Raw genomic sequence first — 24,618 nt, forward strand, 5'->3', positions numbered from 1 at the left:
AGTCCGTCCGACCCGCGCCGCCGGCCTCGGTGCCGGCGGCGTCGGCATGCTCAGGGCAACCGGGAGGGAGTGCGCCGTCGTGGCACTCGTGGTGCAGAAGTACGGCGGATCCTCCGTCGCCAACGCCGAGCGGATCAAGCGGGTGGCCGAGCGGATCGTCGCGGCCCGCAAGGCCGGCGATGACGTGGTCGTCGTGGTCTCCGCGATGGGCGACACCACCGACGAACTGCTCGACCTGGCCAACCAGGTCAGCCCGCTGCCACCCGGCCGCGAACTGGACATGTTGCTCACCGCCGGGGAGCGGATCTCCATGGCGCTGCTCGCCATGGCCATCCACAACCTGGGGTACGAAGCCCGATCGTTCACCGGATCCCAGGCGGGCGTGATCACCACTTCGGTGCATGGCCGGGCCCGCATCATCGACGTCACCCCGGGGCGGCTCAAGGGCGCGCTGGACGAGGGTGCCGTGGTGATCGTCGCCGGGTTCCAGGGCGTCTCCCAGGACACCAAGGACGTCACCACGCTGGGGCGCGGCGGCTCGGACACCACGGCGGTGGCGCTGGCCGCCGCGCTGCACGCCGACGTCTGTGAGATCTACACCGACGTGGACGGCGTCTTCACCGCCGACCCGCGGATCGTGCCGAACGCCCGGCACATCAAGCAGATCACCTACGAGGAGATGCTGGAGCTGGCGGCCTGCGGCGCGAAGGTTCTGCACCTGCGCAGCGTGGAGTACGCCCGCCGGGCGCAACTGCCGATCCACGTCCGTTCGTCATACTCGACCAACACCGGCACCATGGTCACCGGATCGATGGAGGAGCTTTCAGTGGAGCAGGCACTGATCACCGGGGTGGCCCACGACCGCAGCGAGGCCAAGATCACGATCGTCGGGGTGCCCGACGAGCCGGGTGCCGCGGCACGGATCTTCGACACCGTCGCCGGTGCCGAGATCAACATCGACATGATCGTGCAGAACGTCTCCACCGAGGGCACCGGCCGCACCGACATCTCCTTCACCCTGCCCAAGGCCGACGGCCCCACCGCGATGGCCGCCCTGAGCAAGATCCAGGAGGCGGTCAACTTCAAGGGCCTGCTCTACGACGACCACGTCGGCAAGGTGTCCCTGATCGGTGCCGGCATGCGCTCGCACCCCGGCGTCGCCGCCGGCTTCTTCGCCGCGCTGGGCCAGGCCGGCGTGAACATCGAGATGATCTCCACTTCGGAGATCCGGGTATCCGTGGTCTGCCGGGACACCGACCTGGACGCCGCGGTCCGCGCCATCCACGAGGCCTTCGACCTCGGCGGCGACACCGAGGCCGTGGTGTACGCGGGGACGGGACGGTAGCGCGCGTGGCCCGGCTGCCCACCCTGGCCGTGGTCGGGGCGACGGGCGCCGTCGGCACGGTGATGTGTGAACTGCTCACCGGGCGCCGCAATGTCTGGGGCGAGATCCGCCTGCTGGCCTCCGAGCGGTCGGTCGGGCGGAAGGTGCGGTGCCGGGGCGAGGAGTTGACCGTCCAGGCGCTGACCGAGGAGGCGTTCGACGGCGTGGACGTCGCGATGTTCGACGTACCGGACGAGGTCTCCGCACACTGGGCGCCGATCGCCGTACGCCGCGGCGCGGTCGTGGTGGACAACTCCGGCGCCTTCCGGATGGATCAGGACGTCCCACTGGTCGTACCGGAGATCAACCCCGAGCAACTGGGTAACCGGCCGCGCGGCATCGTCGCCAACGCCAACTGCACCACCCTTGCGATGATCATCGCGATCGCTCCGCTGCACCGCGAGTACGGGCTGCGTGAGCTGGTGCTCGCCTCGTACCAGGCGGTTTCCGGGGCCGGTCAGGCCGGTGCGGACACCCTGCACGACCAACTGACCAAGGTGGCCGGCGACCGGCTGCTCGGCTCACGCACCGGCGACGTGCGTCAGGCGGTCGGCGACGACCTCGGCCCGTTCCCCGCGCCCCTGGCGCTCAACGTGGTGCCGTGGGCCGGCTCGCTGGTGGACGCCGGCTGGTCGTCCGAGGAGATGAAGCTGCGCAACGAGTCGCGCAAGATCCTCGGGATGCCCGACCTGAAGGTCTCCGCCACCTGCGTACGGGTCCCGGTGGTGACCGGCCACTCGGTGGCGGTGCACGCCGTCTTCGGCACCGAGATCGACACCGACGGCGCCCGTGCGGTGCTGCGCAACGCGCCCGGGGTGATCGTGGTCGACGACCCGGCTGCCGGGGAGTTTCCGATGCCGATCGATGCCGTCGGCACCGACCCCTCCTGGGTCGGCCGGATCCGCCGGGCCCTCGACGACCCCCGTGCCCTCGACTTCTTCGTGACCGGCGACAACCTCCGCAAGGGCGCCGCCCTCAACACCGCCCAGATCGCCGAACTCCTGGCGACTGACCTCCTCCGCTCCTAGGTGTCTCGCGGATCTTGGTACGAAACCGCCCCCATTGGGGCCCTCTCGTACCAAGATCCGCGAGACAGAACCTCGCGCGCCCCCGTGGGTGGGGTTAGGCGGCGGAGAGGTGGACGCCGTCGCGGCCCTGGCGTTTGACGGCGTAGAGGGCCTGGTCGGCGCGGCGGAGGGTCAGCTCGGGGGACTCGCCGGGGCGGGGTAGGGCGACGCCGACGCTGATCGTACGGCCGATCCGGCGGGCGGCCTCGGTGAGCCGCTCGGCGACCCGGACGGCCTCCTCGGGGCGGCTCACCTCGATCACCGCGACGAACTCGTCGCCACCGATGCGGTACAACTCGTCGCCCTGGCGCAGGGCGCCCTCCAGAGCCCGGGCCAGACCGACCAGCACCCGGTCGCCGGCCTGGTGGCCGTAGGTGTCGTTGACGATTTTGAAACCGTCCACGTCGATCGCCAGCAGGGCGGTACGGCCGGGGGTGGCGGTGGCGATCCGCCGCCCGAACGGGCCGGTGTGCCGCAGCCCGGTGAGCGGGTCGGAGCTGGCCTGCTCGCGGAGCCGATCCAGGGTGCGCAGCCGGTCCAGGCAGCTCCACGCCTGGCCGGCGAGTAGTTCCATCAGGTTGACCGTCCGGGGATCCGGACGCAGCAGCCGCTCGTCGGCGACCAGCAGCACCCCGCCGCCGTCGGCCGGGCCGACCGGTACCGCCACCAGCGTGCGTACCCCGGCCCGCACCAGTGGCTCGTGTTCCTCCGTCGGTGGGTGGCCAGGTTCGCCGAGGGTGTGGCCGGCGCCGTACCGGTGGGCCCGGTCGACGATGCGCCGTAGTGCCTGCGGGCCCGCCTCCGTCAGCTCGGCACGCATCCGCGTCTCCAACTCGCCGGGCGTCGCGGTCGGATCGCCGAGTCGTGGACCGGTGCGGCCGGCGAGCACCAGCACCGCCGCGTGCAGGGCCGACACGTCCCGGGCGGCCCTGATCGCGGCGGCCAGCAGATCCCACTCGGTGGTGGCGGCGGCCATCGCGGCGGCATGGCGGAGCAGCTTCTCGCTGCGGCTCTCCGCCGGCCCGCCGAGCGCCACGATCCGGGCGCCGAGGCGACCGGCGACCCGCTCGGCGGTCGCCCGCCAGGCGGCGAGCTCGGCCGGGCCGGTCCATTGCAGGTCGAGTACGCCGATCGGGCGGCCCGCCGGATCGAACACCGGCACGCATACCTCGGCGGTGACGTCGGGGCGTACCGGGATGTGGTCGGGGTCGGTGGTGACGTTCGGGACGACGGCCGGTTCGCCGCCGGTGAAGACCCGGCCGACGATCCCGGCGGCCGGGGCCACGGTGGCGAAGACCTGCCAGGAGCCGGTGGCGGCGACGCAGCGGAGCCGGCCGTTGACGTGCAGCAGGACGGCGATGGTGGCGGGCGTGTAGCGGGCCAGCGCGTCGACGGTCGCCTGGCAGACCTCGGCGACGGTCGGCGCCAGGGGCAGGCGGACCGTGACGTCACGGATGACTTGCTGGTGATCCACTCGTACGTCGTTCCAGGTCGGGTACGGTCCCGGCCGGTGCCGGGTCGCCGATCAAGCGTACTCATGGTTTGTGGGTGGCAGTTCTGCTCGTACACATGTGCTATCCACAGGCTGTGGACGCAGCCTGTGCACCCCCGCGAGGGGTGGCGGCGGCGATAGCGTGGGGGTTCCGGTCGAGTGGAGGTTCCCATGCTCATCGCTCACCTCAGCGATCCGCACCTCACCACTGGCGCGCTCGGCGCGGAGCCGGCCACCGGGCTGCACCGTGCCCTCGGCCGGGTGCTGGCGCTGAACCCTCGGCCCGACTGTGTGGTGATCACCGGCGACCTCGCCGACCATGGCCGCCCCGACGAGTACGCCGTGCTGCGCGAGGTGATCGGCCGTTTCCCGCTGCCGGTGCACCTGGCCACCGGCAACCACGACGACCGGGAGTCACTGCTGGACGCCTTCGGCGGTACGCCCTGGCTGGGCGGTGGCTTCTCGGCGTACTACCAGGTGGACCATCCGGGGGTGACCCTGGCGGTGCTCGACTCCCTGGTCCCGGGGTCGGACGGTGGTCGACTCGGCGCCGAGCAACTCGGTTGGCTCGACGGCGTGCTCGCCGCACGGCCCGACGTGCCGGCCGTCGTCTGCCTGCACCACCCGCCGGTCGAGGTCGGCATCCCGGCGGCCGACGAGATCCGACTCGCCGACGGTGACGCCCTCGCCGAGGTGCTCCTGCGGCATCCCCACGTGGTACGCGTCGCCGCAGGGCACCTGCACCGGCCGGTGACCACCGCCTTCGCCGGCACGGTGCTCACCGTCGCACCGAGCACCTGGCGGCAGGCCACGCTGACCATGAGCGGCGACGAACAGATCGGCTGGGTCGCCGAGCCGACCGCCCTGCTGCTGCATCGGGTGAGTGAGCGCGGATGTGTCACGCACACCGTGCAGGTCAGTCACACCGCCGGCATGACGTGCGGCTATTGACCGGTCGACCGGTGCCCGGCGGGGTGGCGCGAAGCGTACGGAAACGACGCCCGCCGTCTCGATGGTGATCCGTCACCGAACGTCCACAGTGGGCGTCGAAAGAGTAGCGGTCGGGCCGCCCTTCGGTTGAACAATTCCGCACCGGGCCGATTCGGAGAATCCAATCTGGCCGATCGATTCGACCCGGCCGGGTGTCGAATGGCGGCTGCTCGGCCTTATTCGGTGGCACGGCGTGCGCGAGTGTTCACGTTGCCGCGTCACGTCGTTAACCTCGCTCCGGTCACGCGCAGTCGGCGTGGCGCAACCGCGTCGATTTCGGCGCTCTCAGTGGGGGTAGACACATGACGAAAAGGCTCCTCGGGCTCATGACCGCGCTCACCGTGGCGGTGGGCGGTTCGCTGGCCGCCGCCGCCCCGGCGCAGGCCGCCACTCCGGCGATCGAGATCACGAAGGTGTACTACGACTCGCCGGGCGTGGACAATCGCTCGAACGCCAGCCTGAACGCCGAGTACGTGAAGCTGACCAACCGGCGCTCCCGCACCATCAACCTGAAGAACTGGACGCTGCGCGACAAGGCCAACCACGTCTACAAGTTCAGCGGCGACTTCAAGCTTGCCAAGGGCAAGAGCGTCATCATTCGTACCGGCAAGGGCAAGAACACCGCCAGCACCCGGTACTGGGGCTCGGGCAACTATGTCTGGAACAACACCGGCGACACGGCCTACCTGCGTAACGCCAGTGGCAAGCAGATCGACAAGTGCGCCTGGACCAAGAAGGGCAAGGGCTACACCAACTGCTGAGCTTCGCCGGTGCCGGCCGCACACCGTGGCCGGCACCGGCCGGCTCGTCGGCCGGGGCCGCTCAGCTCTCGATCGGTGGGCGGTCGATGTTGAGGTGGAAGGCCCGTTCCTCGGCCTCCTGCCGAGCCGCGACGAAGTCGCGCTGCCAGTCCTGGGCGTCGTCGGGGATGCGCGCGACCACGTGCTCACCGCGCACTCGGCCCTCCGCGTCGGTCAGCGCGACCCCGACGACGGTGTGCCCGCGACCGGGGATGGCGTAGTGGCGCACCGCCCAACGGGCGGACGCCTCCAGCGCGTGGCGTCGGCGCCGGACACGGGCCGTCATAGTCATGGAGACCAGCAGGACGGCGGTCACCACGACGGCTAAAGCGGCCACAAATCCGATGATCCGCATCCGCGCTAGGTTACCTCGCCGGCTGCCCGCGTGCCTGTCCAGGTCACGAGTGACGTCGCCCTGCGGAGACGTCGACGGGCAGCCAGAATGCGATCAGGGCTGGTCTCCGTGGTGGAGAACCAGCCCTGATCGCTGTTACCTCTGGTCGGGGTGGCCGGATTCGAACCGACGACCTCTTCGTCCCGAACGAAGCGCGCTACCAAGCTGCGCCACACCCCGAGGCGTGCCGACAAATAGTAGCCCACCCGTCCCGGTGGTCAAACTCGGTACCCCTGGCGTCAGCGGGGGATCAGGGTGAGCAGGCTGGCCTCCGGGCGGCAGGCGAAGCGGACCGGCGCGGTCGGGTGGGTGCCGAGGCCGGCGGAGACGTGCAGCCAGGAATCGGAGCCGGGCCAGCGGTGCAGCCCCTTCGCCATCGAGCGGGGCAGGCCGCAGTTGGTCACCAGCGCCCCCACCCCCGGTACGCACACCTGGCCGCCGTGCGTGTGGCCGGCGAGCAGCAGCCCGAAACCGTCGGCGGCCATCTCGTCGAGCAGCACCGGCTCGGGGGAGTGGGTCAGGGCGATGGAGAGATCCGCCGAGGCGGAGATCGGGCCGGCCACCACGCCGTAGTCGTCCCGTTCGATGTGCGGGTCGTCGACGCCGGCCATGTCGATCGCCCGACCGCCGGCCTTGACGGTGGTCCGCCGGTTGTTCAGATCCGCCCAGCCGGCGCCGACGAAGACGTCCCGCAGTTCCTCGTACGGCAACTCGAGGCCCTCGGTGTACTCCCGATCGGGCAGGAAGTAGCTGAACGGGCTCTTCCACACCGGGCCGGTGTAGTCGTTGGAGCCGAAGACGAAGGCGCCCGGATAGTCGAGCAACGGTTGCAGCGCCCGCAGGACGCCCGGCACCGCCTCCGGGTGGGCCATGTTGTCCCCGGTCACCACGACCAGGTCGGGGTCGAGAGCGGCCAGCGAAGCCACCCAGTGCTGCTTGCGTACCTGGTTGGGGGTCATGTGCAGGTCGGACAGGTGCAGGACGCGCAGCGGTTCGGTGCCGGCCGGCAGCACCGGGACGTCGAAGCGCCGGAGGGTGAACATGTTGCGCTCGACGAGCGACGCGTACGCCAGGGCGGCGGCGCCCGTCGCGACGGTGGCGGTCGCGAGCCGGAATAGTGTGCGCTTTCGCATGCCGATCAGGGTAGTTTGGGCGTCCATGAGCACGCTGAAGGACCGCCTCACCGCCGACATGCGGGCCGCACTGAAGGCCCGCGACGAGTTGACCACCTCCACCCTGCGGATGGCCCTGGCCGCCGTCGGCACGGCCGAGGTCGCCGGTAAGGCCAAGCGCGAGCTCAGCGAAGACGAGGTGCTGGCCGTGCTGACCAAGGAGGCCAAGAAGCGCCGGGAGGCCGCGACCGCCTTCGCCGACGCGGGGCGTACCGAGCAGGCCGCCAAGGAGACCGCCGAGGGTGAGGTGCTGGAGCGCTACCTGCCGCAGCAGCTCTCCGACGCGGAGCTGACCGAGTTGGTCGCGGGGGCGCTCGCCGCGGGCGGCTTCACCGGCAAGGCCCAGATGGGCCCGGCGATGAAGGCGGCGCAGGCCGCGGTGGCCGGCCGGGCCGAGGGCGGCCGGGTCGCCACCGAGGTACGCAGGCAGCTCGGCCTCTGACGCCTGCCGGCGCCCGGCGATTGCTTACCGGTGCCGGTGGTCGGGGCTGGTCACGATCGCGGAATCACGTTAACAAGGGGCCCTTCCTCTACCGCAGGCGTTAACAGGGTGCCCTTCCTTACACGCCGATGGGCGGGTACCTCCCCGTACGGAGGTACCCGCCCATCGGCGTGTTGCGCTTATCGATCAGCCCCCGGGCCGGTCGTCTGGCGGTCGGCTGGGCGGACCGGACGGACCGTTACCGGGCCGACCGTTGCCGTTGCCGTTACCGCCGCCGTCGTTGTCGTCGTTTCCGCCGCCACCGCCGGCGCTCACCATGATCGTCACGATGCCGCCCTTGATGGTGCGGCCGTCCGGGCTGGTGCCGGCGGCGGTGCCGGCCGGGCAGTCCGAGGCGACCCGGTTGCTGGAGACGACGGGGCTGAAGCCGGCACCGGAGATGCGGGACTTCGCCCGGTCGATGTCCAGGCACCGGACCCCGGGAATGGTGCGTTGGTCACCCAGGGCGATCTTCTGGCCCGGTGGGTCGAAGTTGATCGACTTCTTGCCGTCCATGGCGGCCTTGAGGGCCTGGAAGACCGGCGGGTTGATGCCGTCGGAAGTCTTGTGCTTCATCTTCACGTTGGTCTGCGGCCAGTCCGGGTCGGCCAGGATGCCGGCCACCGCGTACTGCTTGGTCATCGCGACCAGGGAGGCGGACTTCTCCGCGTCGGTGGTGCCGGACTTGCCGGCGATCGGCTTGCCGACGATGCCGCGCCCCTCCGCGGCCGTACGGGTGCCGCCGCACTTGCTCATGGAGGAGTTGTCACCGACCGGGCAGCGGGCGGCGTCGACGGCCGCGCGGGCCACTTCGGTGCTGATCCGCTTCTCACACCGCGGGTTTGCCACGTCCAGCTTGTTGCCGTCCAGGTCGCGGATCGACTGCACCGGGATCGGCTCGCAGTACTTGCCGTCGGCGGCCAGCGTGGCGTACGAGTTGGCCAGCTCCAGCGGCGTGGTGTCCGTGACGCCCAGGGTGAACGAGCCCCACTGGTTCGCGGCCTCCTTGTTGTTGGCCCAGGCGTTTTCCTTGCTGACCCGGAACTGGATGCCCAGCCGCTTCGCCACGTCGACCACGTTCTCCGCGCCGACCTGCTGTTGCAGCGGTACGAAGTAGGTGTTGGTCGAGGCGGAGAAGGCGCTCCACATGTCCTTCACGCCGCCGGGCTGCCGGTTGGAGTTCATCGGGCAGTAGAAGTGGGTGCCCGGGCAGGCGGCGTCGCCGCCAAGTTCGATCCGGTACTCGGACTTGAACTGCTGCGGCGCGTTGATGGTGTAGCTGAGCGGGATGCCCTTTTCCAGCGCGGCCACGATGGTGTAGATCTTGAACACCGAGCCGGCCTGGTAGCCGGTGATGCCGTCGCCGCCGGTCAGTAGCGGGTTCACCGTGTTCGGATAGTTGCCGAGCTTGCCACGGTTGCGCTGGACCGGGTCGCTGTGCGGCCGGTTCTTCGGATTGTTCGGATTGTCGAGCTTGAAGTTCCGGTTGACGGACAGCGCGCGTACCCGACCGGTGCCGGGCTCGATCATGGCGAGCATCACGGCTTCCTTGGCGGTCACCGGCTTGGCGTCGCGGACCGCCTTGTCGGCGCCGTCCTGGGCCTGCTTGTCCAGCGTGGTGACGATCGTGTAGCCGCCGCTCTTGAGCCGCCGCTCCCGGTCGTACGAGGTGGAGCCGAACGTCTCCTGCGCCATCCACCAGCGGTAGAAGTAGTCGCAGAAGAAGCCCCAGGCGTTCTTGTTGGTGGCGACGCAGCCGTTCGGTGCCCGCTTGCCCTTGACCACCAGCTTGACGGCCTTGGCCGCCTCGGCCTGCTCCTTGGTGATCGCACCGGTGGTGACCATGTGGTCGATCACGTAGTCGCGCCGGGTGACCGCCTGCGGGTAGCCGCTGGTGGTGGTCGGGTCGAACGAGGTCGGCGCCTTGACCAGGCCGGCCAGCATGGCGGCCTCTTCGATCTTCAGGTCCTTGGGCTTCTTGTTGAAGTAGACCTGGCTGGCGGCGAAGACGCCGTACGCGCCGTTGCCGAAGGCGGCGAGGTTGAGGTAGCGCTCCAGGATCTCGTCCTTGGAGAGCTCCTTGTCCAGCTGGATCGCGTAGCGCATCTCGCGCAGCTTGCGGGCGCTGGTGTCCTCGGTCGCGGCGAGCACGTCGGCGGGGTGGGTGGCCGAGTAGGCGATGCCCATCCGGACGTACTGCATGGTCAGCGTCGAGGCGCCCTGCCGGTCTCTGGCGGCGGAGCTGTTGTTGACGAACGCTCGGGCCACGCCGTTGAGGTCGACGCCGTTGTGCTTGTAGAAGTCGTGGTCTTCGGCGGCGATGATCGCCGCCACCATGTGGGGCGAGATGTCAGCGAACTTCACTTCCCGCCGGTTCTCGTCGTACATGGTGGCCAGTGGTGTCTTGCCGTCGGAGGCAAGTAGATAACTGATCTGGGGCGCGCGGGCCAGGGTCAATTCCTTCGGCAGCGCGCCGAAGGTGTCCGCGCCGGCCTTCGCGGCCAGGCCCGACATCGCCACCGCGGGAAAGGCCGCAGCGGCGACGACCACGCCGGCCAACAGCCCACAGATGAGCAGCGATGCGGCGTTGGTCAGGACGTTATGGTCACGTTTCCGCATCCAGGTCACCTCGACAGGGTACGCGAACAGGTAACGAGGGGCGCTGGGGCGTCTTTTCCCCATTTCCTGCGTGCGCCGGCCTCGTTGTGCTAGACGCGTGGCACCGGGTGTCCGGTTGCGTGATTCCATGCCGAGTTTCCTCCACGCGGGGGCGGCTCGCAGCGTTTTCGCGGACTCCGGTGGGGTAAGCGGCGGTCCCGAGCCCGAGAAGCCGGGAGTGTCCGAAATGATGGATTTAGCCGACAACGTTGCGTAATCGGGCAACTACAGAGCATGATGAGGGCGGCGACAGCGCCACATGAGTCGTCCGTGCCGCCTTGGGGTAAGGCGCGCCGGACGACCGGGGGGAATGCCGGCTGGCCCGCGACGGCGTCGGTAGTACTGCAAGGGGGGACGTGTACAGATGGGCATGATCACTGACTGGCCGTCGCTGGCGGCGTGTCAGAACGGGGACCCGGACGCGTTGTTCGTACAGGGCGCCGAACAGAACGTGGCGAAGCGGATCTGCCGGAGCTGCCCAGTTCGGTACGAGTGCCTGGCCGATGCGCTGGACAACCGGATCGAGTTCGGCGTGTGGGGCGGCATGACCGAACGTGAACGCCGGGCGCTGCTGCGCCGCCACCCGCAGGTCACCAGCTGGCGCAAGATGTTCGAGGCGGCGATGAAGAAGAACGCCAAGGACAAGAGCGGCAAGGACAAGATCTTGGTCGCCACCAGCGGTTGACCGGCGCGGTCAGGAGCGGCTGATCGCCGCTGCGATCGTCCGTAGCCCGTCGACGTCGTGCACGTCGGCGGGCTGCGCCGTCACCGACACGGTCGGGACCTGCGGGAACTCGTCGGTGAACCGGGCGGCCACCTGCTGCTCGCGTACCGACTGCTCGGCCAGGGCGGCGTGCGCGAGCAGCACCTCGACGGTGCCCTCGTGGCCGCCGGCCGACCGCAGCCGCTCAGCGGCGGCCCGACTCTCCTGGGCGCCCAACTCCGGCACCGCCGGACGGTGTACCCGGTTGAGCACCAGGCCCACCAGCGGCATCTTCTCCTGACGCAGCCGCCCGGCGAAGTAGGCGGCCTCCCGCACCGCGTCCGGCTCGGGCGCCGCGACCAGCACGAACGCCGTCTCCCCCGCCTGCAGGATGCGGTACGTCTGCTCCGCGCGCTGCCGAAAGCCACCGAACATCGAGTCGAGCGCGGCGACGAAGCCGGACAGGTCCGTCAGCAACTGCGCGCCGAGCACCTTCTGCACCACCCGGGAGAACATCCCGAAGGACGCCGTGACGAGGCTGAACATGCTGCGGCCCCCGGTGCGCGCCGGAGCGAGCAGCAGGCGCAGCATCCGCCCGTCGAGGAAGCGGGACAGCCGGGCCGGTGCGTCGAGGAAGTCCAGCGCCGAACGGGACGGTGGCGTGTCCACCACGATCAGATCCCACTCGCCCCGGGCGTGCAGCTGACCCAGCTTCTCCATGGCCATGTATTCCTGCGTGCCGGAGAAGGTGGAACTCATCGCCTGGTAGAAGGGGTTCGCAAAGATCTCCGCCGCCTTCGCCGGGTCGGTGTGCGCGAGCACCACGTCGTCGAAGGTGCGCTTCATGTCCAGCATCATGGCGTGCAACTCGCCGCCGCTGGCCTCGACGTCGATCCCCTTGACCTGCCGGGGGGTGTTGTCCAGCTCGGTCAGGCCGAGCGACTGGGCCAGCCGGCGGGCCGGGTCGATGGTGAGCACCACCGTCCGGCGGCCGTGCTGTTCGGCCGCGCGCAGCGCGAGCGCCGCGGCCGTGGTGGTCTTGCCCACCCCGCCCGCCCCGCAGCAGACCACGATCCGTACGCCCGGGTCGGCCAGGATCTGGTCGACGTCCAGCGGCGGCGTGGCGTTGTCGGAAGGCACCAATCGAGCGTATCGGGCCAACCCCGCCCGCGCGTCAGGCCGACGTCAAGGTGTGAGTCAATCGCCGGGCACCAGCGCCGTGGCGAGGGCGTCCAGGGCGGCCCGGTCCACCCCGCCGGGCAGCAGCGGCAACTCCATCAGCGGTACGCCCAGCTCCGCCAGGTCGCCGCGGAGCGAGTCCTCCAACTCCCGGCGGATCAGCTGGTCGCGCGCCTCGCCGTGCAGTCCGGCGACGATCCCACGTTCGACCGGCAGCCCGGCGGCGCGCAGCCCGCGGGTCAACTCCGCCTCGGTGACCATCCGGCCGGCCGGCAGCGGCGGCCGGGCGCCGTTGACGATCACCCGACCCACCCCGAAGCCCAGCGAGGTCAGTTCGTCGATCGCGTCGACCGTCTCCTGTACCGGCATCTCTTCGAGCAGGGTCACCACGTGCACGGCCGTCATCGGTGAGCGCAGCAGCGCGGCGACCCCCTCGCTCTGGGTCTTGATCGGGCCGACCTTCGCCAGCCGCGCGGTCTCGGCGGTCACGTTCAGAAAACGGCCGATCCGACCGGTGGGCGGGGCGTCCAGCACCACCGCGTCGTACACCCGCCGCTGGTCGACCGTGCGGGTGGTGGCCTCCTTGAGCTTGCCGGTGAGCAGCACGTCACGCAGCCCGGGGGCGATGGTGGTGGCGAAGTCGATCGCGCCGAGTTTGCGGAGCGCCCGCCCGGCCGCGCCGAGCTTGTAGAACATGTCGAGGTATTCCAGCAGCGCCTCTTCGGCGTCCACCGCCAGCGCGTACACCTCGCCGCCGCCGGGTGCCTCGGCCAGGTGACGCTCGGCGTACGGCAGCGGCTCGGTGTCGAACAGCTGCGCGATGCCCTGGCGCCCCTCCACCTCGACCAGCAGCGTGCGACGCCCACCGGCGGCCAGGCCCAGCGCCAGCGCGGCGGCCACGCTGGTCTTGCCCGTGCCGCCCTTGCCGGTCACCACGTGCAGGCGAGCGGGCCAATCGGTGCCGGCCCGGTCGGCCGGGCGCTGCGTTGCTCCCACCTGTCGAGCCTATCCATCCGGCGAGCTCAGGCCACCTCGCAGACCCACCAGCCGGCCTTGCGGATCACGGTGAAGCGGAGATCCTGGTTAGCGATCTTCTCGTCGGCGGTGGTCACCGTCACCGTGGTGGTGACCGTGGCCCGGTCGCCGGTCTCGTTGTCCACCTTCGGGGTGTCCCAGCGGAACCTGGGGCTCTGGTGGGCCGACATGTACGCCTCGACCTCGGCGACCTTGGCGCGAATCTTCTGCTGGTCCCGGGCGGCGGTGCACACCATGCTGGCCGCCTTCGCCGCGTCCCGCTCCTGGTAGACGGCGGTGAGGAACTCGTCCACCGCCACCGACGGCTCCGGCGCGCCCTCGCCGGACTCGGTGTTGCGCAACGTCAGGAACGCGGTCACGCCACCACCGGCGCAGAGCAGCAACACGACCCCCAGCGCGAGCGTGGCCACCAGGGCACCGCGCTTGCGGGGCGGCCTGCCGGCCGGCGAGGAGTACGGCGGGTAACCGGGCGGGGACGGCGGGACGGACGAGCCCATGGCGGCCGGGCCGGACTGGGCCGGCGGCAGGTCCGTGGGGCCGGTCGGGCCGCTGGCGGGTGGCTGGGTCATCGCGTCCCCCCGGTGTGGGCGCGTCGCCGCGTACTGCTGGCGAGCGGTGGGATCGGGCGGCCGGGCAGGCCGCCCGTCCAGACCGGAAGGGTAGCGGTCCACGGACCGGGTGCGGAGGACCTGGTGTCTCTCACACGAGCGGTGCGATCGGCTTCCCGCTGGTCGGGTGTCGCAAATGTGACCGAAGGCCATCGGACACGCGCGTCCTGTTGATGGGACCAGCGGGCCGTCCTACGGTCGCTCCGGCACGTCCGGGGCCGGGTCGGGCGCAAGGGCTCCGGACCGGCGGGCGGCGCCGTGACCAGGTACGACGCCCGGAGGCAGCGCATGCGCGACACGGAAAACACCCCCCGAGCACAGTTCCCGGCGGGGGTACGCGGGGTCAGCCGGACGGCCGGGGCCGGTTCCTCCGGCCGGCTGCCGGTCAACGAGCGGTCGTACCGGCGTCCCGCCGACCCGGTCGGCAGCCTGGAATCGGCCGGCGGGCGGGACGAGGAGAGCCCCGGGTACGTGATCCACCTGCCCATTCGGGTGACCGATCTGGCCGCCGCGACCACCCTGGCCGGTCAGGTGGCCACCTCGCTGAACTTCCTGCCCGAGTTGGACGCCGGTGAGACCGAGGTGTCGACCGCCGACGACCAGAACAACCGGCACCGGGTCTTCTGCGACCTGCTGCTGCCCGACCGCACCCGCTGCCCCCAGCCCTACGACCATCGGGGGCCCTGCGGGGAACTGCCGACCGCACCAGAGCAGCGTCCCGCATCCGAACCGGCTGGCGGACCGTAGGCTGTGCCCCGAAGTGTCCATGCCACTGAGGGAGCTTTCCACCGATGCAGAAGTGGGAATACGCCACCGTCCCGCTGCTGGTCCACGCGACCAAGCAGATTCTCGACAACTGGGGCGAGGACGGTTGGGAACTTGTCTCCGTCGTACCGGGGCCGAACCCGGAGCAGCTCGTCGCGTACCTGAAGCGGCCGAAGGCATGAGTGGGCGAATCGTCGTACTCAGCATGGGAGCGCCGGCATGAGTAACGGCCCCCACGCCAAGCTGGCGGAACTCGGACTGGAGCTGCCGGAGGTGGTTCCGCCGGTGGCCAGCTATGTGCCGGCGGTGCAGTCCGGCCAGCACGTGTACGTCTCCGGGCAGTTGCCGATGGCCGAGGGCAAGCTGCTGGCCACCGGCAAGGTCGGCGCCGGCGTCTCCGCCGAACAGGCCAAGCAACTGGCCCAGCGGTGCGCCCTCAACGCACTCGCCGCGGCCGACGCGCTGGTCGGGCTGGAGAACGTCGTCAAGATCGTCAAGTTGACCGGCTTCGTCGCGAGCGCACCCGGCTTCACCGGCCAGCCCGCCGTCATCAACGGCGCCTCGGACCTGCTCGGCGCCGTCTTCGGCGAAGCCGGCCGCCACGCCCGCAGCGCGGTAGGCGTCGCCGAACTCCCCCTCGACGCCCCCGTTGAGGTCGAACTCATCATCGAGGTCTCCTGACCCCCACGAACTCCCCGCGATCTTGCAGTTTTGGTCGGGACGAAGAGCGCTAACGAGGGCGAATCGGGGACCGAAACTGCAAGATCGCGGAGCCGGGTCGGCGGGGTCGTACGATCGCAGCCATGGGAGGGCATGTGACGGGGGCGGTGACCGCCCTCGCCAGCGAACTGCCGGAGTGGGTGACGTTGTTGCGGGCACCCAACCCGGGGCAGATGACGTTGGACGGCACCAATACCTGGCTGCTGCGGGGCCCGGGTGCCCAGTACGGGGTACTCGTCGATCCGGGGCCGGACGACGAGGCGCATCTCGCCGCGATCACCGCGCACGGGCCGATCGGTCTGGTGCTGATCACGCACGGACACCCCGACCACACCGAGGCGGCTCCCCGGCTGAGCGAACTGCTCGGCGGGGTGCCGGTCCGCGCCGTCGACCCCGCACACAGCATCGGCGCCCCGCCGCTACCCAGCACCCGCCCGACCAGCACCCGACCCGCCAGCACCGGGCCGGAGAGCAGCGGGCCGGAGAGCAGCGGGCCGGAGAGCAGCGAACTGGGCGGTGACGGGCACGGGCTGTCGATCCGGCTGGTGCCGACGCCGGGGCACACCGCCGACTCGATCTGCCTGCTGGTCGAGCATGACGGCCGGCAGGTGGTGCTGACCGGCGACACCATCCTGGGCCGGGGCACCACCGTGGTCGCCCATCCGGACGGTCACCTCGGCGACTACCTGGCCAGCCTGGAACTGCTCTCGGCGTACCGGGGGATCCCGGCGTTGCCGGGACACGGCCCGGCGCTGGCCGACTGCGGCGCCGCCGCCGACTTCTACCTCGCCCACCGGCGGGCCCGGCTCGACCAGGTCCGGGCGGCGCTCGACGCGGGCGCGGAAACCGCGGCGGAGGTGGTCGCGAAGGTCTACGCCGACGTGGACCGGTCGCTGTGGTGGGCGGCGGAGTGGTCGGTGCGCGCCCAACTGGAATACCTGGGTCGGGAATCCGGCGGTGACGCCGTGGGGTTGGACACACCGTGACCTGCCCGGTGTGTGGAACCGTCGCCGTACCCGGCGCGCGGTTCTGCCACAACTGTGGCGCCGCGCTGCCGGCCGCCGCGACCCTGCCGGCCGCCGAACGGCGGGTGGTGACCGTACTCTTCGGCGACCTGTCCGACTTCACCTCCTGGTCGGAGGATCTCGACCCGGAACGGGTCGGCGCGGTCACCGACCGGGTGTTGGCCGCCCTCGCCGGGGCGGTGAAGACCTTCGGCGGGCACGTCGACAAGCTGACCGGTGACGGGATCATGGCGGTCTTCGGTGCCCCGGTCGCCCACGAGGACGACGCCGAGCGGGCGGTACGCGCCGCGTTGTCCATGCAGCGGGCGGTGCGCCGGGTGCTGGACGACGAGCGCGGCGGCGGTGCGCCGCTGGGCCTGCGGGTCGGCTTGAACACCGGCGACGTGATCGCCGGCATCCAGGCCGCCATCGAGTACACGGTCATCGGCGACACCGTGAACACCGCCGCCCGGCTGGCCGACGCCGCCGCGGTCGGTGCGGTCTACGCCGGGGCCCGGACCGCCGCGGCCACCCGACACGTGGCCAGCTGGCGGGCGCTGCGGCCGTTGCGGCTCAAGGGCAAGCGCGAGCCGGTCGAGGCGTACGAGCTGCTCGGCCTGCTGGACGCGCCGGGCACCCGCTCCGGGCTCGGTGACGAGGCACCCTACGTCGGCCGGGAGACCGAGATCGGCCGGGTCGCCGGACGGCTGGCCGAGGTGATCGACCGGGGCGAGCCACGGGTGCTGCTGATGACCGCCGAGGCGGGCATCGGCAAGTCCCGGTTCGCCGCCGAGGCGGAACGCCTCGCCGCCGGTTACGACGTGGGCGCCGGACGGTACGCCGCGCACACCGGGGCCCGGGTGTTGTCGGTACGGTGTGCCGCGTTCGGCGAGCGTCGGCGGCTCGCCCCCCTCGCCGACCTGGTCCGCGCCGCCGCCGGCCTGCCCAACGACGCGGCCACCGCACTCACCCGACCCGCGGTGGAGGAGCGGCTGCGGCGGCTGGGACAGCGACTCAGCCGGTCCCGCACCGAGCCCGCCCCGGTCGCCGTCGACCAGTTGCTGGCCCTGCTCGGGTACGCCGAACTGCCGGACGGCACCGACCAGGTCGACTGGAGCAGCACGCCGTCGTCGGCCGACGCCGACGCCGTGCCCAACGCGGTGGCCGACCTGCTCAGCGCACTCGCCGCCGAGGCGCCGCTGATGGTGGTGGTGGACGACCTGCACGACGCCACGAGCGAGACGATCCGGGCGTTGGAGGTCACCCTGTCCCGGCTCAACGGTTCGGTCCTGGTGCTGCTGCTCGGGCGACCCGAACTGGTGCGTACCGCCGGAACGCTGACCCGGGTCGCGGACGCCGAGGTGCACGCGCTGCCGCCGCTGCGCGGCGCCGACGCGGCCCGGCTGCTCACCAGCTACCTCGGTGGTGGGCGGTTGCCCCAGGCCGACACCGACCGGCTGCTCGCCACCGCCCAGGGCAATCCCTTCTACCTGGCCGAACTGGTCACCCTGCTGATGGAGCGTGGCGCGCTGACCGCCGGGCTGGGCAACAGTTGGCGGCTGGCCCCCGGGTCGCTCGGCAGCCGGCTGCTCTCCCGCGACCTCGCGGCGGTGCTCGCGGCTCGGATCGACGCCCTGCCGCCCGAGGCCCGTGCGGTGCTACGTGACGCGGCGGTGGTCGGCGACACGGTGCCCGACGGTGCGTTGGAGGCGCTGCGGGAGCAGCGCGTGGCCCGGGACGGCCGGCCGGCCGCGGTGGTCGCCGTCGAGCTGGAACGGGCCGTGGAGGAACTGCTGCAACGCCGGATGCTGCACCGCACCCGGACGGGGTACGCCTTCGCCACCCCGCTGATGCGGGAGGCCGCCTACTCCGGTGTCAGCAAGGCGGAGTTGGCCGAGCGACATGCGGCGCTGGCTCGCTGGGCCGCCCCGCAGGAGGGCGCGACGGGCGGGCCGGGTGGCTTCGCCGACGCGGCCCGGGACGACTTCGTGGCCGGCCACGTCGAGCGGGCCACCGCGCTCGCCGACGCGGTCACCCTGCGCCCGGACGCGCCGGCCCGGGCGGTCGCACCGCTGGGCGTCGCCGCGCTCGGCCGCGCCGCGCGCCGGTCCCTGCAGGAGGGCGAGCCGGCGCTGGCCGTCGAGTACGCCGAGCGCGCCGCCGAAGTGGCCCGGGGCGAGGTGCCGGGCGGTGACCGGGTGGTCTACGCCCGGGCGTTGCTCCAGGTCGGGCGGGCCACCGATGCGCTGTCGTACGCCGAGAAGATTGCGGCGAACGCCGGGGACCAGGCGGCGACCCGGATCAGTGCCCTGCTGCTCGCCGGGCAGGCCCAGCAGGTGATGGGTGACCTGCGGCGGGCGGAGAACTGCTGGCGGGAGGCGTTGCAGGTGGCCACCGTCGCCGACCTGCCCACCCTGCGGGCGTCGGCGATGCGGCGGCTGGGCATGGCTGACTTCCTCGCCGGCCGGCTGGGCCAGGCGAGTAGTCGACTGGCCGCCTCGTACCAGGTCAGCCTGGCGGCGAAGGACCGTCGCGGGCAGGCGTGGTCGTTGCAGAACCTGGCCTGGGTGACCACCACCCGGGGAGACTTCGCCGGTACGGACGCCGTCCTCGGCCGGGCCGCCCGACTCTTCGCCGAACTCAAGGATCCGTACGGCCGGGCGTGGCTGCGCGGCACCACGGCGTTCGCCCGGCTGCTCGCCGGCCGGCTACGGGAGGCGCACCGGCTGGCCCGGATCTTCCTGCCGTTCGGTGAGCGGGTCGGCGAGGCGTGGGCGGTGGGCACCCTGCGGGCGGTCGACGCGTACGCCAAGGCGGAACTCGGTGACCTGGCGGACGCCGATCGGGAGGCCCGGCGGGCGTACCGGGAATTCGCCGCCGCCTCGGATGACTGGGGGCAGGGCTTCGCCCTGGTCGTACGCGGGGTGGTCGCCCGAGGGCTGGGCGAGCCGGAGCACGCCGCCGACCTGTTCACCGACGCGTTGGCGTACGCCCGCCGGACGGGTCACCCGCTGCTCACCGGGATGGCCGGCACGCTGCGCGGCTTCGTGGCGTTGGACTCAGGTGACGGCGCCGCCGCCGAACGCGACGCGCGAGCCGTGCTCACCAGTGTGGAGCCGCACAACCCGCAGGCACCGGCGCAGGTGGCTCCCCGGGTGCTGCTGGCGACCGCCCGGCTGGCGGCCGGCGACTCCGGTACCGCGGTCGGGCTGCTCGCGCCGGTCGCCACCGCTGCGGCGGGCACGCCCTCGCTGCTGTTCTCCCGTCGGCAGTCGATGGCCCGGTACGCCTCGGCGCTGCTCGCGCACGGGCAGTGCGAGCAGGCGTTGGACTGGGCCCGTCGGGCGGTGCACGTGCCGGCCGAGGACGTGCGCAGTCAGGTGATCGCGGTCAGTGTGTTCGCCGAGGCGTTGGCGGCGTGCGGCCGTTCGGCAGAGGCGACGGCCCGGGCCGAAGAGGCGGTCCGGCTGGCGTACGCCACCGAGCAGCGCAGCGAGCGGGCCGCAGCCGACGCGTTGCTCACCCGCCTGCGTACCGCCGGCTGAAAACCTCACCGAACAGGCGGGTTGGTACGGCAGATGCAGGTCTGTCGGTTTCGGTGATGTGATCCGTCGGGGGTGGCGGCTAGCGTGCATGTTGCACGCGACGGTCAATATTGACGGCTGTGCCGTCAAGGGGGAGGGCTCAGATGAGGCTGCCGCGCTCGGTTGCCGGCTGGACGATCGCGGTATTCGGCGTGTTGGCGCTGGTGATGGGGGCGGTCGGGCTGCTCTGGCCGGAAGCGCTGCTGGGGATGCTCGGCTTCGAGATACCGGAGACCCGGGCGGCCGGGGACTACACGGGCGTGTTCGTGACCGCCTCGTCGATGGCCTCGTTCAACATGGGCGTCTACTACCTGCTCGCCACCGCCACCGAGTGGCGCGCGTTCTACCGTTTCACGGTCGTCTTCCGGCTGGTCACCTTCACGGTGTTCACCCTCGCGGTGCTGGCCGACGTGGCGCCTGGCCGGTTCTTCGGGGTGGCGGCGTGGGAGGGCGTGGGCGCGCTGGCCACTGCCGCCGGCCTCTGGTGGGACGCTCGGCGCGGCGGTGACGCCGCAGCCCCGGCCGCTGACGATGCCACGGGTTCGGCGTCGTCGTCGGCGGAACACAGTGGTGCGGGAACGTCGGGCGTGGGGCCGGCCGCCGATGCGGTTCGCTGAGCGCCCGGCGCGGTTGGGTATTTTCGATACTGTGACCGACACGCCGCCCGGCGCCTTGCCGACGCCCATTGTGCCTGGTCTGACTGATTTGCAGGTGTTTGCCCGGGGTGGCTACGCGACGGTCTACCGGGCCACCCAGATCTCGGTGGACCGTGAGGTCGCGGTCAAGGTGGAGAACCGCACCCTGGGCAGTGAGCGGGACCAGGCCCGTTTCCTGCGCGAGGCGCGGGCCGCCGGCCGGATGTCCTCGCACCCGCACGTGGTCGACCTGTTCGACGTCGGCGTCACCATCGACCAGCACCCCTACCTGATCATGGAGTTGTGCGACGGGTCGTACGCCGAACGGATGCGTACCTCGCCGCTGGACGCCGTCGAAGCCCGGGACCTCGGCGTCAAGATCGCCGACGCGATCGCCCACTCGCACGGTGCCGGTGTGCTGCACCGTGACGTCAAGCCGGCCAACATCCTCTACTCGCACTTCAACACGGCGGTGCTGGCCGACTTCGGGCTGGCCGTGGTCGCCGAGATGCGCGACGCTTCGGTCGCCCTGGAGGTGCTCACCCCGGCATACGCCCCGCCGGAGATGTTCAACCACAGCCCGCCGTCGCCGGCCGTGGACGTGTACGCGCTCTGCGCCACGCTCTACGCGGTCATGCACGGCCGCCCGCCCCGCTGGCAGGCCGAGCGCAATCCGAGCCTGGTCACCGTGCTGGAGATGTTCCACCAGCCGATCCCCAGCCTGCCCGGAATTCCGGATGAACTGGTCGACGTGCTCCGCGCCGGCATGGCCAACGATCCGGCGGAGCGACCGTCCGCAGCGGAGCTGCGCGACCTGCTGGCCGGCCTACCGCTCGGGGCACCCGGGGCGAACGCCCAGGCCGCACCGATCGGATTCGGCGGTGCCCGGTACGACGCCGCTCGTTCCCCGTCACCTTCCGGCCAGCCGGCCGAGAGTGTCTCGACCGAGCGCAGTCGCCGGCGGCGCTGGTTCCTCGGCGCGGCCGGTGTGGTGGCGCTGGCCGCTTCGGCGGGGGTCGGCGCCTGGGCGGCCGGTGGCATCCCGTCGGGGCAGCCCACCCTCCCGGTTCGCCCGTCGGCGACCGGCGTACTTCGCCCGGGTTGCGCCGCCGTGCCCGAGGCGCTGCCCAGCGGTGCCCGGTGCGCGGAGGAGTTGGAGTGCTTCGGGCCGGTGCAGGTGCGTGGTCAACGGGCCCAGGCCAGTCAGGTGCCGTGCGACACCCGGCACACCTGGGAGAGCTACGCCCAGGGGGAGTTGCCCGCCGAGTTGGCCGGGGCCGGCCATGACGAGATCATCGCCGACCCGACTGTCCAGCGGGTCTGCAACGAGGAGACGTTCCGGCTGGTCAGCGGGGTCCGCCAGGCGACCGGCTGGAACCTGGAGGTGCTGCCGCCGGCCGACGCGGACGCCGACCGCACCTACCGCTGCCTGGCCGGCCGTGGGCTGGACGGGCTGGCTTCGCCGACCCTCACCGGCGGCTGACTCGGCGGCGACGATCGGGTCGGCCACGGTTGCCCGCCGGCCGGGTGGCCCGCTGACCGTCGCCTACTGGTCGTCGCGGCGGTAGCGGGCCCGCATCGCGCGGACCGCCTCGCGGTCACCCAACGTTTCCAGCGTGTCCGCGTCCACTCCGGGCGGTGTGGCCTCGGTGGACCCGGGCGGCTGCGCGGGGTCGGGTACGGCTTCGGCATCGTGCTGGCGGGCTGCGGCCACCGCCACCCCGGCGACGGTGGCCAGCAGTACGCAGAGCAGCGCCATCGCCACACCGAGCAGGTCCTGTCGGCGTCCGGCGACCAGTGACGCCAGCAACCAGCATGCCGCGACGGCCGCGACCACCGCGACGGTTCGGGCATCGGGGAAGCGTCTCACCCGTCCAGAATGTCGGGGACTGTCGATCTGTCAACTACGGGTGCCGTGCGGGTGTCATAACAGTTGGTAACAAGGGCTGATAACAGCGCTCGGAGTGAACAGTCCGTTACATCGGCGGCTGAAATGTGGCAAAGAAGGGCTTTGCCGGCCGGTGTTCATTGCGCGGAATCTCTAGAGTGTCGATGGTCGAGTCTCGACTCGACGTGTCCCTTTCCCCACCGGAAGGCGTCCACATGCCACGACCAATCCGGACCCTGGCCGCAGCAGGTGTCGCGGGCGTACTGCTCGCCGGAATGGCGGTCGCACCCGCCGCTGCCGCCCCGACCACTATCGCTGGCGCGACCGTGTCACATCGCACGAGCGTCAAGGAGCGGCTGCGCGTCGACCGGGTGCCCACGCCCAAGCTCGACTGGTACAAGTGCTACGACTACGCCGAGTGCGCCACTGTCGACCTGCCGCTGGACTACGACAAGCCGAAGGGCGCGACCACCGAGGTCGCGGTCCTGCGGGTCAAGGCGCGCGACCAGAAGCGCAAGATCGGTAGCCTCTTCCTCAACCCGGGTGGGCCGGGCGGTTCCGGCACCAGCATCGCGCTCGCCGCGCCGTACTTCCTGGGAGACGGGCTGCTCGACCGGTTCGACATCGTCGGGGTCGACCCGCGTGGTGTGGGCGCCAGCGACCAGGTCCGGTGCTTCAAGTCGGTGAAGGACCAGACCCGGGCGTACGAGGGGCTGAACGTCGCCTTCCCGTACACGAAGGCCGAGGAGAAGGCGTACGTCGCCGCCTCGATCCGGGTCGGCAAGGCCTGCTCCACCACGGGCAAGCCGCTCAGCGGTGCGATGTCCACCGCCGAGGTGGCCCGGGACATGGACGTGCTGCGCCGGGCCGTCGGTGACAAGAAGCTCAACTACCTGGGCTTCAGCTACGGCAGCGTGCTCGGGCAGTACTACGCGAACATGTTCCCCGACCGGGTTCGCGCCCTGGTGATCGACGGCGTGCTGGACCCGACGGCGTGGTTCGGCACCGGCAAGTCCGGCGACCTCCTCCAGGAGGACCGGATGCGCAGCGCGCAGGGTGCCACCAAGGCGCTGCGGGAGATCCTCAAGCGGTGCAAGCCGGCGGGGCTGGAACTCTGCCCGCTGGCCTACGGTGACCCGGCCGCCCTGTTCGAGACGGCGGCCAAGCGGCTGCAGGCCAAGCCGCTGGTGATCGAGGACCCGGACTTCGGCACGTTCACCTTCACCTACGCGGACTTCATCTCCTACATCCTCGGCGGGCTCTACGGCCCGTACGGCTATGTGGACGTCGCCTACCTCACCCAGGATGTGCTGACGCTGACCGACCCGGCGGCGGCGAAGGCGACCCGCGAGCGGGCCCGCGTCGCGGTGGTCCAGCGCGCGGTCAAGGCGGGGGAGACGAGGCGGGCCTTCGACTTCCCGTACGAGAACGGCCTGGAGACCTTCCTCGGCGTCGACTGCACCGACGCGAACCACCCCAAGGACGCCGGTTCCTGGCCGGCGCGGGCGGCCAAGGCCGACAAGCGTGACCCGTACTTCGGTCGGCTCTGGTCCTGGGCGAGCGCCCCGTGCGCCCGCGACACCTGGACGGTCCGCGACGAGGACCGGTTCACCGGCCCGTTCAACCGGCGGACCGCCAACCCGGTGCTGGTGGTCGGCAACTACTGGGACCCCGCCACCAACTACAACGGGGCGGTCGCCTCGGCCAAGCTGCTGCCGAACAGCCGGCTGCTGTCCAGCGACAACTGGGGGCACACCGCGTACGGGACGTCGGCCTGCGCGACCGATGCCATCGACGCGTACCTGCTGCGGCTGACGCTGCCGAAGAAGGGCAAGGTCTGCAAGGGTGACATCCAGCCCTTCGACGAGCTGCCCGAGTTCGGGGCGGCCGTGCGGGCCGACGTGTCCAAGAGCGACCTGGCCGCGCAGGGCGCACCGCGCCGTGGCGCACCGAAGCAGCTACCGCCGGTGGTGGCGCCGCTGCCGATCGGGACGCTGACCGGTCGCTGAGTTACGTTCGACAAGCCGGGGTACGACGGGCGTTCGGGTCGCCCGCCGTA

The 24,618-nt window shown here is 71.4% G+C and carries 22 protein-coding genes and 1 tRNA gene; 14 read left to right on the top strand and 9 right to left on the bottom strand.

Going from position 1 to position 24,618, the window contains the following annotated elements; all coding sequences use genetic code 11:
• The first annotated feature begins 79 nt into the window (after nucleotides 1-79).
• Together E0H26_RS05620 and E0H26_RS05625 are read left to right on the top strand one after the other, a co-directional pair.
• On the top strand, nucleotides 80-1,345 hold the full coding sequence (locus E0H26_RS05620) for an aspartate kinase (RefSeq protein WP_131301575.1): 1,266 nt from the start codon (nucleotides 80-82) through the stop codon (nucleotides 1,343-1,345).
• 5 nt (nucleotides 1,346-1,350) lie between these two features.
• The gene (locus E0H26_RS05625) at nucleotides 1,351-2,412 is read left to right on the top strand and encodes an aspartate-semialdehyde dehydrogenase (protein WP_131301577.1); all 1,062 of its coding nucleotides are present in this window, start codon (nucleotides 1,351-1,353) and stop codon (nucleotides 2,410-2,412) included.
• A 94-nt stretch (nucleotides 2,413-2,506) separates the two neighbouring features.
• Here the strand turns inward: E0H26_RS05625 and E0H26_RS05630 are convergent, their stop codons facing one another.
• Entirely contained in the window at nucleotides 2,507-3,925 is a 1,419-nt protein-coding gene (locus E0H26_RS05630) for a sensor domain-containing diguanylate cyclase (RefSeq protein ID WP_131301580.1), read from the bottom strand.
• A gap of 189 nt (nucleotides 3,926-4,114) precedes the next feature.
• On the opposite strand from E0H26_RS05630, the gene E0H26_RS05635 reads away from it, so the two are divergent.
• Nucleotides 4,115-4,894 (top strand): phosphodiesterase, encoded by a 780-nt coding sequence (locus E0H26_RS05635; RefSeq protein ID WP_131301583.1) that lies wholly within the window; start codon nucleotides 4,115-4,117, stop codon nucleotides 4,892-4,894.
• 341 nt (nucleotides 4,895-5,235) lie between these two features.
• Nucleotides 5,236-5,694, top strand: a complete 459-nt coding sequence (locus tag E0H26_RS05640) for a lamin tail domain-containing protein (RefSeq protein ID WP_240742027.1) — start codon at nucleotides 5,236-5,238, stop codon at nucleotides 5,692-5,694.
• A 61-nt stretch (nucleotides 5,695-5,755) separates the two neighbouring features.
• On the opposite strand, the gene E0H26_RS05645 is transcribed toward E0H26_RS05640, so the two are convergent.
• The 3 genes from E0H26_RS05645 to E0H26_RS05655 all read right to left on the bottom strand — a co-directional run bounded on the left by E0H26_RS05645 (nucleotide 5,756) and on the right by E0H26_RS05655 (nucleotide 7,260).
• Complete coding sequence (locus E0H26_RS05645) at nucleotides 5,756-6,088, bottom strand: hypothetical protein (protein WP_131301586.1); 333 nt, start codon at nucleotides 6,086-6,088, stop codon at nucleotides 5,756-5,758.
• Nucleotides 6,089-6,230: 142 nt separating this feature from the next.
• Nucleotides 6,231-6,307: transfer RNA gene (locus tag E0H26_RS05650), tRNA-Pro, on the bottom strand.
• Between the two features lie 59 nt (nucleotides 6,308-6,366).
• Complete coding sequence (locus E0H26_RS05655; RefSeq protein ID WP_131301589.1) at nucleotides 6,367-7,260, bottom strand: metallophosphoesterase; 894 nt, start codon at nucleotides 7,258-7,260, stop codon at nucleotides 6,367-6,369.
• Nucleotides 7,261-7,285: 25 nt separating this feature from the next.
• Between E0H26_RS05655 and E0H26_RS05660 the strand changes: the two genes are divergently transcribed.
• On the top strand, nucleotides 7,286-7,741 hold the full coding sequence (locus E0H26_RS05660) for a GatB/YqeY domain-containing protein (RefSeq protein WP_131301593.1): 456 nt from the start codon (nucleotides 7,286-7,288) through the stop codon (nucleotides 7,739-7,741).
• 186 nt (nucleotides 7,742-7,927) lie between these two features.
• Here E0H26_RS05660 and E0H26_RS05665 read toward each other — a convergent pair whose 3' ends face one another.
• Nucleotides 7,928-10,399, bottom strand: a complete 2,472-nt coding sequence (locus E0H26_RS05665; protein WP_131301596.1) for a penicillin-binding protein — start codon at nucleotides 10,397-10,399, stop codon at nucleotides 7,928-7,930.
• 403 nt (nucleotides 10,400-10,802) lie between these two features.
• On the opposite strand from E0H26_RS05665, the gene E0H26_RS05670 reads away from it, so the two are divergent.
• A complete protein-coding gene (locus E0H26_RS05670; protein ID WP_131301599.1) occupies nucleotides 10,803-11,123 on the top strand; it encodes a WhiB family transcriptional regulator in 321 nt (106 codons plus the stop codon).
• A gap of 9 nt (nucleotides 11,124-11,132) precedes the next feature.
• Here the strand turns inward: E0H26_RS05670 and bagB are convergent, their stop codons facing one another.
• The 3 genes from bagB to E0H26_RS05685 are packed head-to-tail and all read right to left on the bottom strand — an operon-like array spanning nucleotide 11,133 to nucleotide 13,924.
• Nucleotides 11,133-12,284: an ArsA family ATPase gene (bagB, locus tag E0H26_RS05675; protein ID WP_206024899.1), complete on the bottom strand. Its 1,152-nt coding sequence runs from the start codon at nucleotides 12,282-12,284 to the stop codon at nucleotides 11,133-11,135.
• Between the two features lie 54 nt (nucleotides 12,285-12,338).
• Nucleotides 12,339-13,316, bottom strand: a complete 978-nt coding sequence (gene bagA / locus E0H26_RS05680; protein WP_131301605.1) for an ATPase BagA — start codon at nucleotides 13,314-13,316, stop codon at nucleotides 12,339-12,341.
• 26 nt (nucleotides 13,317-13,342) lie between these two features.
• Nucleotides 13,343-13,924 carry an Rv0361 family membrane protein gene (locus E0H26_RS05685; RefSeq protein WP_131301608.1) on the bottom strand — a complete coding sequence of 194 codons (582 nt, stop codon included), beginning with the start codon at nucleotides 13,922-13,924 and terminating at the stop codon, nucleotides 13,343-13,345.
• Between the two features lie 327 nt (nucleotides 13,925-14,251).
• On the opposite strand from E0H26_RS05685, the gene E0H26_RS05690 reads away from it, so the two are divergent.
• From E0H26_RS05690 to E0H26_RS05720, 7 genes are all read left to right on the top strand, one after another.
• Nucleotides 14,252-14,710, top strand: a complete 459-nt coding sequence (locus E0H26_RS05690) for a hypothetical protein (protein ID WP_131301611.1) — start codon at nucleotides 14,252-14,254, stop codon at nucleotides 14,708-14,710.
• A gap of 44 nt (nucleotides 14,711-14,754) precedes the next feature.
• The gene (locus E0H26_RS05695; protein WP_013736319.1) at nucleotides 14,755-14,910 is read left to right on the top strand and encodes a Sp36 family protein; all 156 of its coding nucleotides are present in this window, start codon (nucleotides 14,755-14,757) and stop codon (nucleotides 14,908-14,910) included.
• A 37-nt stretch (nucleotides 14,911-14,947) separates the two neighbouring features.
• A complete protein-coding gene (locus tag E0H26_RS05700; RefSeq protein WP_131301614.1) occupies nucleotides 14,948-15,409 on the top strand; it encodes a RidA family protein in 462 nt (153 codons plus the stop codon).
• 122 nt (nucleotides 15,410-15,531) lie between these two features.
• Nucleotides 15,532-16,434: an MBL fold metallo-hydrolase gene (locus tag E0H26_RS05705; RefSeq protein ID WP_131301617.1), complete on the top strand. Its 903-nt coding sequence runs from the start codon at nucleotides 15,532-15,534 to the stop codon at nucleotides 16,432-16,434.
• A complete protein-coding gene (locus tag E0H26_RS05710; protein WP_131301619.1) occupies nucleotides 16,431-19,997 on the top strand; it encodes an adenylate/guanylate cyclase domain-containing protein in 3,567 nt (1,188 codons plus the stop codon). The genes E0H26_RS05705 and E0H26_RS05710 overlap by 4 nt, the downstream gene beginning before the upstream one ends.
• Before the next feature lie 143 nt (nucleotides 19,998-20,140).
• Nucleotides 20,141-20,653 (top strand): hypothetical protein, encoded by a 513-nt coding sequence (locus E0H26_RS05715; RefSeq protein WP_131301622.1) that lies wholly within the window; start codon nucleotides 20,141-20,143, stop codon nucleotides 20,651-20,653.
• 31 nt (nucleotides 20,654-20,684) lie between these two features.
• Nucleotides 20,685-22,154, top strand: a complete 1,470-nt coding sequence (locus E0H26_RS05720; protein ID WP_131301625.1) for a serine/threonine-protein kinase — start codon at nucleotides 20,685-20,687, stop codon at nucleotides 22,152-22,154.
• Between the two features lie 63 nt (nucleotides 22,155-22,217).
• On the opposite strand, the gene E0H26_RS05725 is transcribed toward E0H26_RS05720, so the two are convergent.
• Nucleotides 22,218-22,541, bottom strand: a complete 324-nt coding sequence (locus E0H26_RS05725; protein ID WP_131301628.1) for a hypothetical protein — start codon at nucleotides 22,539-22,541, stop codon at nucleotides 22,218-22,220.
• 233 nt (nucleotides 22,542-22,774) lie between these two features.
• Between E0H26_RS05725 and E0H26_RS05730 the strand changes: the two genes are divergently transcribed.
• Nucleotides 22,775-24,568, top strand: coding sequence for an alpha/beta hydrolase (locus E0H26_RS05730; RefSeq protein ID WP_131301631.1), 1,794 nt, complete (start codon nucleotides 22,775-22,777; stop codon nucleotides 24,566-24,568).
• Nucleotides 24,569-24,618 lie beyond the last annotated feature (50 nt).

The sequence above is a fragment of the Micromonospora zingiberis genome (assembly GCF_004331455.1).
In the GTDB taxonomy this organism is placed as follows: domain Bacteria; phylum Actinomycetota; class Actinomycetes; order Mycobacteriales; family Micromonosporaceae; genus Micromonospora; species Micromonospora zingiberis.